Origin of the sequence: uncultured Halomonas sp. (assembly GCF_947501415.1) — a bacterium.
Classification (GTDB): domain Bacteria; phylum Pseudomonadota; class Gammaproteobacteria; order Pseudomonadales; family Halomonadaceae; genus Halomonas.
The window spans coordinates 229,246-243,980 of the sequence record NZ_CANMVL010000007.1 but is presented as its reverse complement, the minus strand read 5'-3'; the positions used below and the strand labels follow the sequence as shown (position 1 = coordinate 243,980).

At 66.4% G+C, this 14,735-nt stretch carries 15 protein-coding genes; 14 read left to right on the top strand and 1 reads right to left on the bottom strand.

Translation table 11 applies throughout. The features are described 5' to 3' along the window. The first annotated feature begins 14 nt into the window (after nucleotides 1–14). The 13 genes from Q0894_RS05725 (at nucleotide 15) to tatC (ending at nucleotide 12,706) form a co-directional block, all read left to right on the top strand. Nucleotides 15–2,411, top strand: a complete 2,397-nt coding sequence (locus tag Q0894_RS05725; RefSeq protein WP_299232290.1) for a primosomal protein N' — start codon at nucleotides 15–17, stop codon at nucleotides 2,409–2,411. A gap of 242 nt (nucleotides 2,412–2,653) precedes the next feature. Beyond that, the gene (argS, locus tag Q0894_RS05720; protein ID WP_299232288.1) at nucleotides 2,654–4,339 is read left to right on the top strand and encodes an arginine--tRNA ligase; all 1,686 of its coding nucleotides are present in this window, start codon (nucleotides 2,654–2,656) and stop codon (nucleotides 4,337–4,339) included. Between the two features lie 3 nt (nucleotides 4,340–4,342). Further along, a complete protein-coding gene (locus tag Q0894_RS05715) occupies nucleotides 4,343–5,074 on the top strand; it encodes an SPOR domain-containing protein (RefSeq protein WP_299232286.1) in 732 nt (243 codons plus the stop codon). A gap of 146 nt (nucleotides 5,075–5,220) precedes the next feature. Continuing rightward, the gene (hslV, locus tag Q0894_RS05710) at nucleotides 5,221–5,754 is read left to right on the top strand and encodes an ATP-dependent protease subunit HslV (RefSeq protein ID WP_132042789.1); all 534 of its coding nucleotides are present in this window, start codon (nucleotides 5,221–5,223) and stop codon (nucleotides 5,752–5,754) included. A 10-nt stretch (nucleotides 5,755–5,764) separates the two neighbouring features. After that, nucleotides 5,765–7,087 (top strand): ATP-dependent protease ATPase subunit HslU, encoded by a 1,323-nt coding sequence (gene hslU / locus Q0894_RS05705; protein WP_299232284.1) that lies wholly within the window; start codon nucleotides 5,765–5,767, stop codon nucleotides 7,085–7,087. Between the two features lie 200 nt (nucleotides 7,088–7,287). Then, the gene (locus tag Q0894_RS05700) at nucleotides 7,288–7,671 is read left to right on the top strand and encodes a DUF971 domain-containing protein (RefSeq protein ID WP_299232283.1); all 384 of its coding nucleotides are present in this window, start codon (nucleotides 7,288–7,290) and stop codon (nucleotides 7,669–7,671) included. A 93-nt stretch (nucleotides 7,672–7,764) separates the two neighbouring features. Continuing rightward, a complete protein-coding gene (ubiE, locus tag Q0894_RS05695) occupies nucleotides 7,765–8,532 on the top strand; it encodes a bifunctional demethylmenaquinone methyltransferase/2-methoxy-6-polyprenyl-1,4-benzoquinol methylase UbiE (RefSeq protein ID WP_299232281.1) in 768 nt (255 codons plus the stop codon). Nucleotides 8,533–8,539: 7 nt separating this feature from the next. Next, a complete protein-coding gene (locus tag Q0894_RS05690) occupies nucleotides 8,540–9,178 on the top strand; it encodes an SCP2 sterol-binding domain-containing protein (protein WP_299232279.1) in 639 nt (212 codons plus the stop codon). After that, nucleotides 9,178–10,800, top strand: coding sequence for a ubiquinone biosynthesis regulatory protein kinase UbiB (ubiB, locus tag Q0894_RS05685; RefSeq protein WP_299232353.1), 1,623 nt, complete (start codon nucleotides 9,178–9,180; stop codon nucleotides 10,798–10,800). The genes Q0894_RS05690 and ubiB overlap by 1 nt, the downstream gene beginning before the upstream one ends. 39 nt (nucleotides 10,801–10,839) lie before the next feature. Then, nucleotides 10,840–11,175 carry a phosphoribosyl-ATP diphosphatase gene (locus Q0894_RS05680; protein WP_299232277.1) on the top strand — a complete coding sequence of 112 codons (336 nt, stop codon included), beginning with the start codon at nucleotides 10,840–10,842 and terminating at the stop codon, nucleotides 11,173–11,175. Nucleotides 11,176–11,240: 65 nt separating this feature from the next. Further along, entirely contained in the window at nucleotides 11,241–11,513 is a 273-nt protein-coding gene (tatA, locus tag Q0894_RS05675) for a Sec-independent protein translocase subunit TatA (RefSeq protein ID WP_195688751.1), read from the top strand. Between the two features lie 6 nt (nucleotides 11,514–11,519). Continuing rightward, entirely contained in the window at nucleotides 11,520–11,942 is a 423-nt protein-coding gene (gene tatB / locus Q0894_RS05670) for a Sec-independent protein translocase protein TatB (protein ID WP_299232275.1), read from the top strand. Continuing rightward, entirely contained in the window at nucleotides 11,939–12,706 is a 768-nt protein-coding gene (gene tatC / locus Q0894_RS05665; protein ID WP_299232273.1) for a twin-arginine translocase subunit TatC, read from the top strand. Before tatB ends, tatC begins: the two co-directional genes overlap by 4 nt. A 110-nt stretch (nucleotides 12,707–12,816) precedes the next feature. Here tatC and elbB read toward each other — a convergent pair whose 3' ends face one another. Then, a complete protein-coding gene (elbB, locus tag Q0894_RS05660; RefSeq protein ID WP_299232271.1) occupies nucleotides 12,817–13,479 on the bottom strand; it encodes an isoprenoid biosynthesis glyoxalase ElbB in 663 nt (220 codons plus the stop codon). Nucleotides 13,480–13,682: 203 nt separating this feature from the next. On the opposite strand from elbB, the gene hemB reads away from it, so the two are divergent. Further along, nucleotides 13,683–14,693, top strand: a complete 1,011-nt coding sequence (gene hemB, locus Q0894_RS05655) for a porphobilinogen synthase (protein WP_299232269.1) — start codon at nucleotides 13,683–13,685, stop codon at nucleotides 14,691–14,693. Nucleotides 14,694–14,735: the final 42 nt, after the last annotated feature.

Here is a 14,735-nt window from a genome sequence, read left to right as displayed (position 1 = left end):
CCTCGTTGCGCTGTATGCCGCCACCTGATCCGCTGCCAGGCACCGCACACGGTTGTCTATCGATTGACGAGCAACACTATCGATTGCCAAACAATCATGGGATCACCGGAACCCCCGAGCCGTCGATCAGGCGCCGGGGAGCGCCGCATACTACCAGAGTCGCCGCCGGAGGCCAATTGCCAGATTCACCGATTCCGCGGGTGCTACGCGTCGCCATTCCCTCGCCGCTTCATCGCCTGTTCGACTACCGCCCGACCCACGACGTGCCGGCCTGCGGCTGGCAGCCGGGGCTACGAGTGCGTGCGCCCTTCGGTCGCCGCGAGGTGGTCGGCATCGTGGTGGAGTGTCGCGAGCAGAGTGACCTGCCGTTGACCGCCCTCAAGCCAGTAACTGCCTGCCTGGACGACGCCCCACTGCCTCCGGACTGGCTATGGCTGTGCCGCTTTACCGCACGCTACTATCAGCACCCGCTGGGCGACACCCTGCACCAGGCACTGCCGGTCCTGCTGCGTCAGGGACGTGCGCTGGCTCCCCGCACACGCGAGCGCTGGGCGCTTACCCCCGCGGGGCACGCATCGGGGAGCGACACCCTGCCCCGAGCCCCGCGCCAGGCGGCATTGCTGGAGATGTTGCGCCAGCACCCCCACGGTCTGGCCAGCCAGGCGATCCTCGCCCAGTCATTCAGCCGCGACCAGCTCAAGGCTCTCACCACCAAGGGGCTTGTCGAGCGCTACGAGGAACCCCTCACCGCCGCGCCTCTCCCCGATCCTGACCATCTGCTGGCCAGCCCAGCGCTGCCGCTCAACCGCGAGCAGGCCCACGCCCTTTCGGCGCTCCACGAGCGGCTCGATGGCTACCACCCCTGCCTGCTGGAGGGAGTCACCGGCAGCGGCAAGACCGAGGTCTACCTGCAGTTGATCGAGGCGGTCGTGGGACGCGGCCGCCAGGCGCTGATACTGGTACCGGAGATCGGCCTCACCCCCCAGACCCTGTCACGCTTCCGCAAGCGCTTCCGAGTACCGGTGGTCGCCCTGCACTCGGGACTCACCGAGCATGAACGACTGGATGCCTGGGAGGCCGCCGCCAGCGGCCGGGCTCCTATCGTGGTCGGCACCCGTTCGGCGATCTTCACTCCACTGGCCCGCCCCGGCGCGCTTATCGTCGACGAGGAGCACGACACCTCCTACAAGCAGCAGGATGGGCTGCGTTACCATGCCAGAGACCTCGCCGTGGCCCGCGCCCATCACCACCGCATCCCGCTATTGCTGGGCAGCGCCACGCCCTCGCTGGAAAGCCTGGCCCGCGCGCACCGTGGCGAGTGGCGCCACCTGCCCTTGACCCGGCGCGCCACCCGCCACGCCCCCGCACGCCTGGAGCTTCTCGACCTGCGGGGACGTCCCCGCCTGGGTGGCCTGGCCCCTCCGGCACTGGAGGCGATCTCGGAGACCCTCGACGCGGGCCACCAGGTACTGGTCTTCATCAATCGCCGCGGCTTCGCTCCCACTCTGGCCTGCCATGCCTGCGGCTGGCTGGCCGAGTGCGACGCCTGCGACGCCCGTATGACCCTCCACCGCCAGCCGCCGCTACTGGCCTGCCACCACTGCGATCGCCGCCGCGTCCTGCCCGACGCCTGCCCCGAGTGCCAGAGCATCGACCTGCGGCCGCTGGGCAGCGGCACCGAGCGCACCGAGGAGACTCTCGCCGAGCGCTTCCCCAAGGTGCCGGTGCACCGCATCGACCGCGACAGCACCCGCCGTCGCGACGCCTTCGAGCAGACCCTGACGGAGGTTCGCCGCGGGGACCCCTGCCTGCTGGTGGGCACTCAGATGCTCGCCAAGGGGCACCATCTGCCTCATGTCACACTGGTCGTGGTGGTCAATGCCGATGCCGGCCTCTATGCCAGTGACTTCCGCGCCCTGGAGCAGGGGGCCCAGCTGCTGGTACAGGTAGCTGGCCGCGCCGGTCGTGCCGCCCACCCCGGTCGAGTGCTGGTCCAGACCATGCATCCCGAGGACCCTCACCTGCGCCTGCTGGCCGAGCGCGGCTATGCCGCCCTCGCCGAGCGCCTCCTGGAAGAGCGGCGCGCCGCCGCGCTGCCACCATTCCGCTTCCTGGCCCTCCTGCGCCTGGAGAGTGCGAAGGAAGAGGCCGCCGGCGACCTGGGTCGCCACACCGCCGCCGCACTACGAGCCTGGCTGGCCGAACGCCAGCTGGAGGTGGACTGCCTGGGCCCGGTGCCGGCCCCCATGGAGCGGCGCCAGGGCCGCTACCACCTGCAGCTGATGCTCGGCGCCGAAAAGCGTAGCGCCCTTCACGAGGCCAGCGCCTGGCTCACCGCCTGGCTGGAGGCCACTCCCGAGGCGCGTCGAGTGCGCTGGTCGCTGGATATTGATCCGCAGACGTTATCCTAGCGATAAGCCGTAAGCCGGCATGTCGACGTCAAGCCTGGCGGCAAGGGGTTTTTCTTAAAGCTTACGGCTTAATGCGTATCGCTCGGGGCACAGCCCCGCCCTTTAAAGCCAGCGCGCAATTGCCGATAATGGCCGGCCATGCCCGTACAGGGCTCCCTTTCCATGCCCACGCCGGGCCGAGCGTCTCATTATCGCCGGTTCATCGGCCGCTCACCCCGACGCCACAGGATATCCAACGCCCCATGAAAGAGACTATCGTTGCGCTGCTCGAGGACGCCCTCGACTCCCTCAAGCAGCAGGGCGTGCTGCCCGCCGACCTCGCCCCGACCATCAAGGTCGACCCGACCCGAGACAAGGCGCATGGCGATTACGCCACCAACCTGGCACTGATGCTGGCCAAGCCGGCCGGCCGCAAGCCCCGCGACCTGGCCGACACCCTGGTGGCCGCCCTGCCCGAGAGCCCGGCGGTCAGCCGGATCGAAATCGCCGGCCCCGGCTTCGTCAACTTCTTCGCCGCCACCGACGCCGCCGCACAGGTGGTCCGCCAGGTGCTCGATTCGGGCGATGCCTATGGACGCAGCCTCACCGGTCAGGGGCAGAAGGTGCAGGTGGAGTTCGTCTCCGCCAACCCCACCGGACCGCTGCATGTCGGCCATGGTCGCGGGGCGGCCATCGGCGACTGCGTCTGTCGCCTGCTCGAAGCCACCGGCTTCGATGTGACCCGCGAGTTCTACTACAACGACGCGGGCGCCCAGATCACCAACCTGGCGCTCTCGGTACAGGCCCGCGTCAAGGGGCTCAGCCCCGAGGATGAAGGCTGGCCGGCGGACGGTTACCGCGGTGGCTATATCATCGATGTGGCCAATGCCTACCTGGGTGGCGAGACCGTGCATGCCGACGACCGCCACGTTACCGCCAAGGCCGACCCGGACGACCTGGCGGCGATCCAGGAGTTTGCCGTGGCCTATCTGCGCCGCGAGCAGGACCTCGACCTCAAGGCCTTCGGCGTGAACTTCGACGTCTACTTCCTCGAGTCCTCGCTCTACCGCGACGGCAAGGTGGAGGCGACCGTCGAGCGCCTGATCGAGAATGGCCACACCTACGAGCAGGATGGCGCCCTGTGGCTGCGCACCACCGATTTCGGTGACGACAAGGACCGGGTGATGCGCAAGACCGACGGCCAGTACACCTATTTCCTGCCCGACGTGGCCTATCACCTCGACAAGTGGCAGCGCGGCTTCACCACCGTGATCAATGAACAGGGGGCCGACCACCACTCCACCGTGACCCGGGTGCGCGCCGGCCTGCAGGCCCTGGAAGCCGGCATCCCTCAGGGCTGGCCCGACTACGTGCTGCATCAGATGGTGATGGTGACCCGCTCCGGCGTGGAGGTGAAGCTCTCCAAGCGTGCCGGCAGCTACGTGACCGTCCGCGACCTGATCGACGAGGTGGGGCGCGATGCCACCCGCTTCTTCCTGGCCGCGCGACGTGCCGACTCCCAGCTCACCTTCGATATCGATCTGGCCCGCTCGCAGTCCAACGACAACCCGGTCTACTACGTGCAATACGCCCACGCCCGGGTATGCAGCGTCGAGCGTCGTGCAACGAATGACGGACTGCCCTTCGACCATGCCCTGGCCATGGACAACCTGGGTCGTCTGGAGGAGGACCAGGAGAAGGCGCTGCTGAATCGCCTGGCCCGCTTCCCCGAAGCGGTGACTCACGCGGCCGCCGCCCGCGAGCCTCAGCAGATCGCCCAGTACCTCCTCGATCTGGCCGCCGATTTCCACACCTGCTACAACGCGGTGAAGGTCATGGTCGAGGATGACGCCCTGCGCAACGCCCGCCTGGCCCTGGGCCTGGCCACCCGCCAGGTGCTGCGCAATGGCCTGGAGCTGATGGGAGTCGGCGCCCCGGAGGAGATGTAACCCATGGCGACTCGCAAGCAGCCTGTGAAGAAGCGCGGCGCCACCAACAACCGGCGCCAGCCCAGCAAGAAGCCCCGCCGCGAATGGCGCCTTCCCGGCTGGGTATGGGGCCTGACCGGCCTGGTGGCCGGCTTCCTGCTCTCCCAGCATCAGCACGGTGTGGCACCCTGGCAGGTAGAGGACTCACCGCTGGCCACGGTACTGCCGCGGAGCGCCTCGCCCGAGAGCGCACCAGCGCCACCCGCGGAGCCCAGCGAGCCACCGATGCCGACCTTCGAGTTCTATACCCTGCTGCCGGAGTCCGAGGTGATCGCCCCCGGCGGGGAGATGCCCGCTTCCACGGCGACCCCGCCACCGGCGGCGGAGGTCGCAGCCGACGCTGACTCGGCTCCCGCGGATGACCCGATCGCCGAGGTGATCGCCGCCAACTTATCCAACGACCGCCAGGCGACGGAGCGGCCGGCACAGCAGACCACGACTGCCACCAGCGCTTCGGGGCAGCGCTATATGCTGCAGGCTGCCTCCTTCCGCGAGGCCGGCGATGCCCAGCAGCTGCGCAGCCGACTTCGGGACTTCGGCCTGTTGGCGCAGGTCAGCGAGGTCAAGGCAGGCGGCGGCCAGACCTGGCACCGCGTTCAGGTGGGCCCCTACGAGGATCGTCGCGAGCTGTCGCGTGCCCAGGACCTGATGACCACCCAGGGCATCGAGCCACTGCTTATCCAGCTCAACAACTGAGCCGACACTCCCCATCTGCATGCTGCCCGCTTGAATTTCGGGCGCCACGCCCACACCTACTCCCACCAGACAGATTCGTTACGGCGCCCGCAGGGCGCCGAAAGTCATCGGGAGCCGTTGACCCGCTCCCCCAAGGAGTCCCCTCCATGACCACGATCGTATCCGTGCGCCGCGGTGACCAGGTGGCGCTGGCCGGCGATGGCCAGGTGTCGCTGGGCAACACCGTGATGAAGGGCAACGCCAGCAAGGTGCGGCGCCTCTATCGCGGCGACGTGCTGGCCGGTTTCGCCGGCGGCACCGCCGACGCCTTTACCCTCTTCGAGCGCTTCGAGGCTCAGCTGGAAAAGTACCAGGGCAACCTGGTCAAGGCCGCCGTGGAGCTGGCCAAGGAGTGGCGTACCGATCGCGCCCTGCGCCGCCTGGAGGCGCTGCTCGCCGTGGCCAACAAGGACGCCTCGCTGATCATCACCGGCAACGGCGATGTGCTGGAACCGGAGGGCGGCATCATCGCCATCGGCTCCGGTGGCAACTTCGCCCTGGCCGCGGCGCGTGCCCTGATCGAGAACACCGACCTCGGGGCCCGCGAGATCACCGAGAAGTCGCTCGAGATCGCCGGCGATATCTGCGTGTTCACCAACCACAACGTCACCCTCGAGGAGCTGCCTGCCAAGGCGGGCTAAGGCCGACACCATGACCCAGATGACCCCCCGCGAGATCGTTCACGCCCTGGACCAGTTCATCATCGGCCAGCAGGATGCCAAGCGCGCCGTGGCCATTGCCCTGCGCAACCGCTGGCGGCGCATGCAACTCGACGGCGATCTGCGCCAGGAAGTGACGCCCAAGAACATCCTGATGATCGGTCCCACCGGTGTCGGCAAGACCGAGATCGCCCGCCGCCTGGCCAAGCTGGCCCGTGCTCCCTTCATCAAGGTCGAGGCCACCAAGTTCACCGAGGTGGGTTACGTGGGCCGCGACGTGGAATCGATCGTGCGCGACCTTACCGAGGCGGCCATCAAGCTGGTTCGCGAACAGGCCAAGGAGGAGGTCGCGCACCGCGCCGAGGATGCCGCCGAAGAGCGCATCCTCGATGCCCTGCTGCCACCACCCCGGGGCCAGGAAGATGAGCCCCGCCAGGACAGCTCCACCCGCCAGATCTTCCGCAAGAAGCTTCGCGAAGGACAGCTCGACGACAAGGAGATCGATATCGAGGTCTCCCAGCAGGGACCCAATGTCGACATCATGACCCCGCCGGGCATGGAGGAGATGACCAACCAGCTGCAGAGCCTCTTCTCGGGCATGGGCAAGCAGAAGACCGAGACGCGCCGCATCGCGGTGAAGGATGCCTTCGCCGTGCTGCGCGACGAGGAGGCCGGCAAGTTGGTCAACGAGGAGGAGATCAAGGCCCGCGCCATCGAATCGGTGGAACAGAATGGCATCGTCTTCCTCGATGAGATCGACAAGGTCTGCAAGGGCGGCGGCCAGTCCAGCGGCGGCGAAGTCTCCCGCGAGGGCGTGCAACGCGACCTGCTGCCGCTGATCGAGGGCTCCTCGGTCTCGACCAAGTACGGCATCGTGAAGACCGATCATGTGCTGTTTATCGCGTCCGGCGCCTTCCATCTGTCGCGCCCCTCGGACCTGATTCCGGAACTGCAGGGCCGCCTGCCGATCCGCGTCGAGCTCAACGCCCTCACCCCGGATGACTTCAAGCGCATCCTCACCGAGCCCTCCGCGGCGCTGACCAAGCAATACCAGGCGCTGCTGAACACCGAGGGGCTCGAGGTCGCCTTCACCGAAGACGGAATCGAGCGCATCGCCGAGATCGCCTGGAAGGTCAATGAGGGCACCGAGAACATCGGCGCGCGCCGCCTGCACACCGTGATGGAGCGACTGCTGGAGGAGGCCTCCTTCCAGGGCAGCGATATCGGCACCCCGCTGACCATCGACGCCGCCTACGTCGACTCCCAGCTCGGCGAGCTGGCGATGGACGAGGATCTGTCGCGGTATATCCTCTAACCCCAGCTTTAAGCCATAAGCTGGAAGCTGGAAGCTGGAAGACATCATGCCCCCGCTAACTCTGGAGCCAGAGTCTGTCTTCCAGCCCCAGGCATAAGCCTGCAAAGCGGGCTCTCTTCCCATTCTCGGCGTAACCAGACTCTTCCAGCTTCCAGCCGCGAAGCGGCGCTCTTCCAGCTTCAAGCTCACCGGAGGTGCCCATGACCGCCCCTATTCCCACCAATGTTCACTACCATCGCAAGGCCCGTGAGCTGGAGCTCGGCTATGCCGATGGCCAGAGTTACCGGCTCGCCATCGAGTACCTGAGGGTCTTCTCACCCTCCGCCGAGGTACGCGGCCATGGCCGCGGCCAGGAGACCCTGCAGACGGGCAAGCAGTTCGTCGGGCTCAAGGACATCACGCCTGCCGGCCGCTACGCCCTCAAGCTGCACTTCGATGATGGCCACGACAGTGGACTGTTCAGCTGGGACTACCTGTGGTGGCTGATCAACCACCGCGAGGCCAACTGGGCCGACTATCTCCAGCGTCTGGAGGCGGCCGGCGCCAGCCGCGAGCCACTGGGTATAGAAATCAAGCAGCTGTAACCCGCGTCAAGACAATCGCCGCTGCGGGAGGCTACAATGGCGCCCATCCGAGGCCTTGACCTCTCCCATGCAGCGATTCGGGAGCCCCATCGCATGAGCGCCAACTCCAGCTCCAGGGACCAGCAGACCACCGATTTTGGCTACCAGGAAGTGCCTCTCGACGAGAAGGCCTCCCGGGTCGCCGATGTGTTTCACTCCGTGGCGGCCCGCTACGACGTCATGAACGACCTGATGTCATTCGGCATCCACCGCCTCTGGAAGCGCCTGACCATCGAGCGTGCCGGCGTGCGCCCGGGGCACAGTGTGCTCGACATCGCCGGCGGCACCGGCGACCTGACACTGAAGTTCTCGCGCACGGTGGGGCCACGCGGACGTGTCGTCCTGGCCGATATCAACGAGTCGATGCTGCGCGTCGGCCGCGACAAGCTGCTCGACCATGGTGTGGGCGGCAATGTCGAGTATGTCCAGGCCAATGCCGAATGCCTGCCCTTTCCGGACAATACCTTCGACTGCATCACCATCGCCTTCGGCCTGCGCAACGTGACCGACAAGGATGCCGCCCTGCGCTCGATGACCCGGGTGCTCAAGCCCGGCGGCCGACTGCTGGTGCTGGAGTTCTCCAAGCCGCGCAATCCCCTGCTGACCCGCGCCTACGACGAGTACTCCTTCCGTCTGCTGCCGAGAATCGGGCAGCTGGTGGCCAGCGATGCCGACAGCTACCGCTACCTGGCCGAGTCGATCCGCATGCATCCCGATCAGGAGACACTCAAGTCGATGATGGAAGCGGCCGACCTCGAGCGAGTGGAGTACACCAACATGACCGGGGGCATCGTGGCCCTGCACCGCGGCATAAAGCTCTGAGGTGGGCATGGCCGTGACCCCGACCCTGCTGCTCGCCGCCGCCGAGAGAACCCTGAACGCCCTGCTGGCCCGTGACCCGGCTGCGCCCTCACGCCTCGCCCGCCTCGCGGGCCAGCGCCTGCTGTTGCGTCTCGAGAACCCCGAGCTGGCACTCGCCATCCACTTCCACCCCGGTGGCCTCGACCTGCTGCGCGCCGAAGGCGGCGCCGAGGAGGACCATGATGCCGTGGTCGAGCTTGACGCCGAGAGCCTCGGTGCCCTGCTCGGTGGCGCCTCCATGGAGCGCCTGATGTTCCAGGGACGGCTGGCGGTGCGTGGCCGCATCCCGCTGCTGGAAGCTACCCGCGACCTGCTGCTGGACCTCGACCTGGACTGGGAGGGGGAGCTGGCCCGCTGGCTCGGCGATATCCCGGCTCACAGCCTGGCCGAGGGCCTGCGCCGCCTGGGCCGCTTCGGGCTGCGCTCCCGCGACGAGTTCTATGCCGACCTCTCGGAGTACCTGATCGAGGAGGCGCGCCTGCTGCCGGGCCGCCCTCAGTTCGAGGTACTGCGCGACCACCTTACCGAGCTCGAGGTGGCCTCCGACCGCCTGGAGGCACGCCTGGCTCGCCTGCACCGGCGTATGGCGGACAGGGTGACGGCATGATCCTGCTGCGTCTGCTGCGCATCCTGTGGGTGATCACCCGCTTCCGTCTCGACACCCTGCTGCCTCTCGAGCGCCTCCCCTGGCCGCTGCGGACCCTGTTCAGGCTTTCGCCGCTGCGGCTGGTCCCCATCAGCGAGCGCTCCCGCGGAGAGCGCCTGCGCCTGGCCCTGGAGTCGCTGGGCCCCATCTTCATCAAGTTCGGTCAGGTACTCTCCACCCGCCGCGACCTGCTGCCCGAGGACGTGGCCGACGAGCTCAAGCGGCTACAGGACCAGGTACCCCCCTTCCCCGGCCAACAGGCTCGTGAGGTGGTGGAAACGGAGCTCGGGCTACCGGTGACCGAGGCCTTTGCCCGCTTCGACACCGAGCCGCTGGCCTCGGCCTCGATCGCCCAGGTACACGGCGCCCGGCTACACGGCGGCGAGGAGGTCGTCGTCAAGATCATCCGTCCCGGCATCGAACGGGTGATGCGCCAGGACATGGCCCTGCTCTACCGTTTCGCGCGATTGCTGAGTTTCGTGCCCGAGGCGCGACGCCTGCGTCCGGTGGAGGTGGTGCGCGACTACGAGACCACCCTGTTCGACGAGCTCGACCTGCACAAGGAGGCCGCCAACACCTCCCAGCTCAAGCGCAACTTCAAGGACTCCCCACTGCTCTATGTGCCCGCCATTCACTGGGAGCTGACCCGCCAGAGGGTCATGGTCCAGGAGCGTATCTATGGCGTGCCGGTCGCCGATATCGACGCACTCGAGGCCCAGGGCACCGACCTCAGGAAGCTTGCCGAGCGCGGCGTGGAAATCTTCTTCACCCAGGTGTTCCGTGACAACTTCTTCCACGCCGACATGCATCCGGGGAATATCTTCGTCTCCCGCAAGCACCCACACGACCCCCAGTACATCGCGATCGACTGTGGCATCGTCGGCAGCCTGACCCGCGAGGATCAGGACTACCTCGCCCGCAACCTGCTGGCCTTCTTCCACCAGGACTACTACGAGGTGGCGGCGCTGCATATCGAGTCGGGCTGGGTCGGCGAGCACACCCGCGCCAACGAGTTTGCCGCGGCGATTCGCACCGTGTGCGAGCCGATACTCGAGAAACCGCTCAAGGACATCTCCTTCGGCCAGGTGCTGCTGGGTCTGTTCCAGACCGCCCGTCGCTTCGACATGGAGGTACAGCCCCAGCTGGTCCTGCTGCAGAAGACCCTGCTCAATATCGAAGGCCTGGGGCGTCAGCTCTATCCCGAGCTGGACCTGTGGCAGACCGCCAAGCCCTACCTGGAGCGCTGGATGGAGGAGCGTGCCGGGGTAAAGGGGCTGTGGGCCTCTCTCAAGCGCCACGCCCCTGAGCTCAGTCACCAGTTGCCCGAGCTGCCAACCCTGGCCCACCAGGCGCTGGCTCAGGCCGAGCTGGAAAAGCGCCAGCGACGGCGCCAGGGCGAGGCACTGGGGGGCATCCAGTATCAGCTGGAGCGCCAGGGGCGGCGCCATCGCCGGTTGCGTCTGGGCCTGCTGCTGGTAGCGCTGGCCATGGCCTGGCAGCCACTGGCCGAATGGGCCGATGGCCAACCCTGGCCGGCGCTGGTCGCCACCGCCATCGGGCTGGTACTGCTGGCCTGGTATTGACCCCGTTTCACGCCCCCTTTTTTCACGGAGACGTCATCGATGAGCGATATTCTTGAGCGGCTTCAGGTTGTCCTGGATCAACGTCGCGAGGCCAATCCAGCAGACTCCTACGTCGCTGCCTTGCATCACAAGGGCTTGAACAAGATACTCGAGAAGGTCGGCGAAGAGGCTACCGAGACCCTGCTCGCGGCAAAGGACGCCGAGGACGGCGGTGATGCCGAACGTCAGGCATTGATCGCCGAAACGGCTGACCTGTGGTTTCATAGCCTGGTAATGCTGTCGCATCTCGGGCTTGAGCATGGTGCACTACTCGACGAACTGGCGCGTCGCTTCGGCATCTCCGGCCACGACGAGAAGGCCGCACGCAAGCCATAACCCGCTGGACACGACATCACTGGCCGTTCCGGGTGAGCCGGAACCCCCAACAAGAGGAAGCACTAATGTTAGGTGGCATCAGTATCTGGCAGCTGCTGATCGTACTCGGCATCATCATTCTGATCTTCGGCACCAAGAAGCTGCGCAACGTCGGCACCGATCTGGGTGGCGCCGTGAAGGGCTTCAAGAAGGCGATGAGCGAGGATGAAAAGGGCGAGCAGGACGAGAAGAACGGCGCCGAGAGCGAAGCGCAGGCCCGCGTCGACCACAAGGAAGAGCCCAATACCTACGATGTTCAGGCCGAGCGAAAGCCCGAGGAACAAGAAGAGCGCAAATAAACCGCCATGTTCGATATCGGCTTTCTCGAACTCCTGCTGCTCGGCGTGGTAGGCCTGCTGGTGCTGGGACCGGAGCGGCTGCCCAAGGCGGCGCGCACCTTGGGCCTGTGGATCGGCAAGATCAAGCGAACCGTTTCCGGCATGCAGCGCGAGATCAGCGCCCAGCTGGAGGCGGAGGAGCTGCGCCAGAAGCTCGACGAGCAGCAGAAGAAGCTGGACGACAGCGTCTCCCGGGTGAAGCACGGCGTCGAGGGCCTCGCCAAGCACGAGGGTGGGATCCACGAGGCCGAGAAGCCCCCTCAACAGGCGCCCGAGTCATCCCCGGAGCAACGCCTGGATGATGCCTTGGCACGCGCTCGCGAGGGTGCCGCCGACGCTGACGCCGCCCCCCAGCCCTCCTCCGTCGACAAGGACGCCCCACAACGATGAGCAACCCCGGTGACGGCCCGGAACAGCACCAGGCCCCGCTGATCGAGCACCTGATCGAGCTGCGCTCGCGTCTGTTGCGCGCGGTGGTGGCGGTGCTGGTGATCTTCCTCGGCCTCTACGCCTTCGCCAACGACATCTATCTCTTCGTGGCTCAGCCGCTGATGGCGCTGCTGCCGGAGGGATCACAGATGATCGCGACCGAAGTCGCATCGCCCTTCCTGGCCCCCTTCAAGCTGACACTGGTGGCGGCCGTGTTTATCGCCGTGCCCTATGTCCTGCATCAGGCATGGGCCTTCGTGGCCCCGGGCCTCTACGACAACGAGAAGGCCCTGGCCATCCCGATCCTGGCCTCCAGCGTGCTGCTGTTCTACGCCGGTGCGGCATTCGCCTATTACGCGGTCTTCCCGCTGCTGTTCGAGTTCTTCACCCAGACCGGGCCGGAGAACGTGACGGTGATGACCGATATCAACGCCTACCTCAACTTCGTCCTGAAGTTGTTCTTCGCCTTCGGCATGGCCTTCGAGATACCCATCGCCACCTTCCTGCTGATCGCCTCGGGCGCCACCACGGTGGAGAGCCTGTCGAAGAAGCGTCCCTATGTGGTGCTTGGCTGCTTCGTGGTCGGCATGCTGCTCACACCGCCGGATGTGATCTCCCAGAGCCTGCTGGCGATCCCCATGTATCTGCTCTACGAGGTGGGGCTGCTGTTCGGCCGCCTGGCCCGACGCAAGAAGGAGCGCCGCGAGCTGAAGGACGACTCGTAAGCTGGTCCGCAGCCTAGAACAGATCGCCCCCATGGCAACGCCATGGGGGCGATTTAGCTTCCAGGCGTGAAGCGTCGCTCTACAAGCTTACGGCTCCGGGCCCAGCCCGGTCAGAGGTCCATCAGCTCATCGACACGATCGACCAGCTTGAAGATGCCGGTGGCGGCCTCGCTGATGCGGGTGGCGAGCATATAGGCCGGCGTGGTGACCACCCGGTGTTCGAAGTCGACCACGATATCCTCGACGCCGCAGCTGCGGTGCAAGCCCCCCATGGCGCTGATGGCACCCGACACCCCGGGGTCCTGACCGATGGTGACGGCGATGCCTGTGCCGAGCAGCTTGGGCACCATCACCGGGCTGATGCACATCAGCCCGATGGGCTTGCGCGCCTCATGGAAGCCTTGCAGCGTCTCCTTGAGCTCGTCGAGTACCCGCATCTCGGCGCCATCCATGGCGAAGCTGGAGAGATTCTTGGCGGCACCGAAACCACCGGGCAGAATCACCGCATCGAACTCGTCGGCGTCCAGTTCGTCCAGCGCCTGGATATCACCCCGCGCCAGGCGAGCCGACTCACTGAGCACACTACGCGTCTCCCCTTCCACCTCCTCACCGCTTCGATGATCGATGACGTGATGCTGGGGAATATCCGGGGCAAAGCAGCGATAGCCGAGACCCAGCTGGTCGAGCCGCAGCAGTGTCAGGGTGGTCTCGTAGATCTCGGCGCCATCATGGACACCACAGCCCGAGAGGATCACCGCCACCTGTTTGCTCATGCCTATCTCCTTGCAGAAGTCGCCTGCCAACGAGCGACAGGACCAATAATCGAATATGACACTCTAGAGCCATCCCTCGGGTGCGACAAGGCGAGCCTTTCGGCACCAGGCCACACTGATATACTCATGGGCCGTCCATTCCCATCCAAGTCATCAAAGAGCGCCGGACTTCCGTCGGTGGCGCCAGAGCCGGAGAGACGATCTTGAGCTTCACGACCCCACGCCACTTTCCCGCCACTCGCATGCGGCGCATGCGCCGCGATGCCTTCTCGCGCCGTCTGATGAGCGAGAACGTGCTGACGCCGGCCGACCTGATCTGGCCGGTCTTCGTCCTGGAGGGCGAGGGCCAGCGCGAACCGGTGCCCTCCATGCCGGGGGTCGAGCGACTCTCGGTGGACCTGCTGATCGAGGAGGCCCGCGAAGCACTCGAGCTGGGCATTCCCGCCCTGGCCCTGTTCCCGGTCGTGGATGCCTCGCTGAAGAGCGAACTGGCCGAGGCCTCCTACAGCCCCGATGGCCTGGTGCAACGCAGCGTGCGGGCCCTCAAGGAGGCCCTTCCCGAGCTGGGCATCATCACCGATGTGGCCCTGGACCCCTACACCAGCCACGGCCAGGACGGCATCCTCGACGAGCAGGGCTATGTGCAGAATGACCGCACCGTGGAGACGCTGCTCAGGCAGGCGCTCTCCCACGCCGAGGCCGGTGCCGACGTGGTGGCACCCTCGGACATGATGGATGGCCGCATCGGCGAGATTCGTCAGGTGCTCGAGCAGGAACAGCGGGTCAATACCCGCATCATGGCCTACAGCGCCAAGTATGCCTCGCGCTACTACGGCCCCTTCCGCGACGCGGTGGGCTCCGCCGCCAACCTGGGCAAGGCCGACAAGAGCACCTACCAGATGGACCCGGCCAACGGCGACGAGGCGCTGCATGAGGTGACCATGGACCTGAGCGAGGGTGCCGACATGGTGATGATAAAGCCCGGCATGCCCTACCTCGACGTGGTGCGTCGGGTGAAGGATGAGCTGAAGGTACCCACCTATGCCTATCAGGTCAGCGGCGAGTACGCCATGCATATGGCGGCCTTCGAGAACGGCTGGCTGGATGCCGATAGCGTGATCCTCGAATCCCTGCTGTGCTTCAAGCGCGCCGGCGCCGACGGCGTGCTGACCTACTTCGCCAAGCGGGCCGCACGACTGCTCACCGAGCAGTAGCGGCGTCAGGCGTCGGCCTCCGGGCAACAGGCGCCCCCGGCC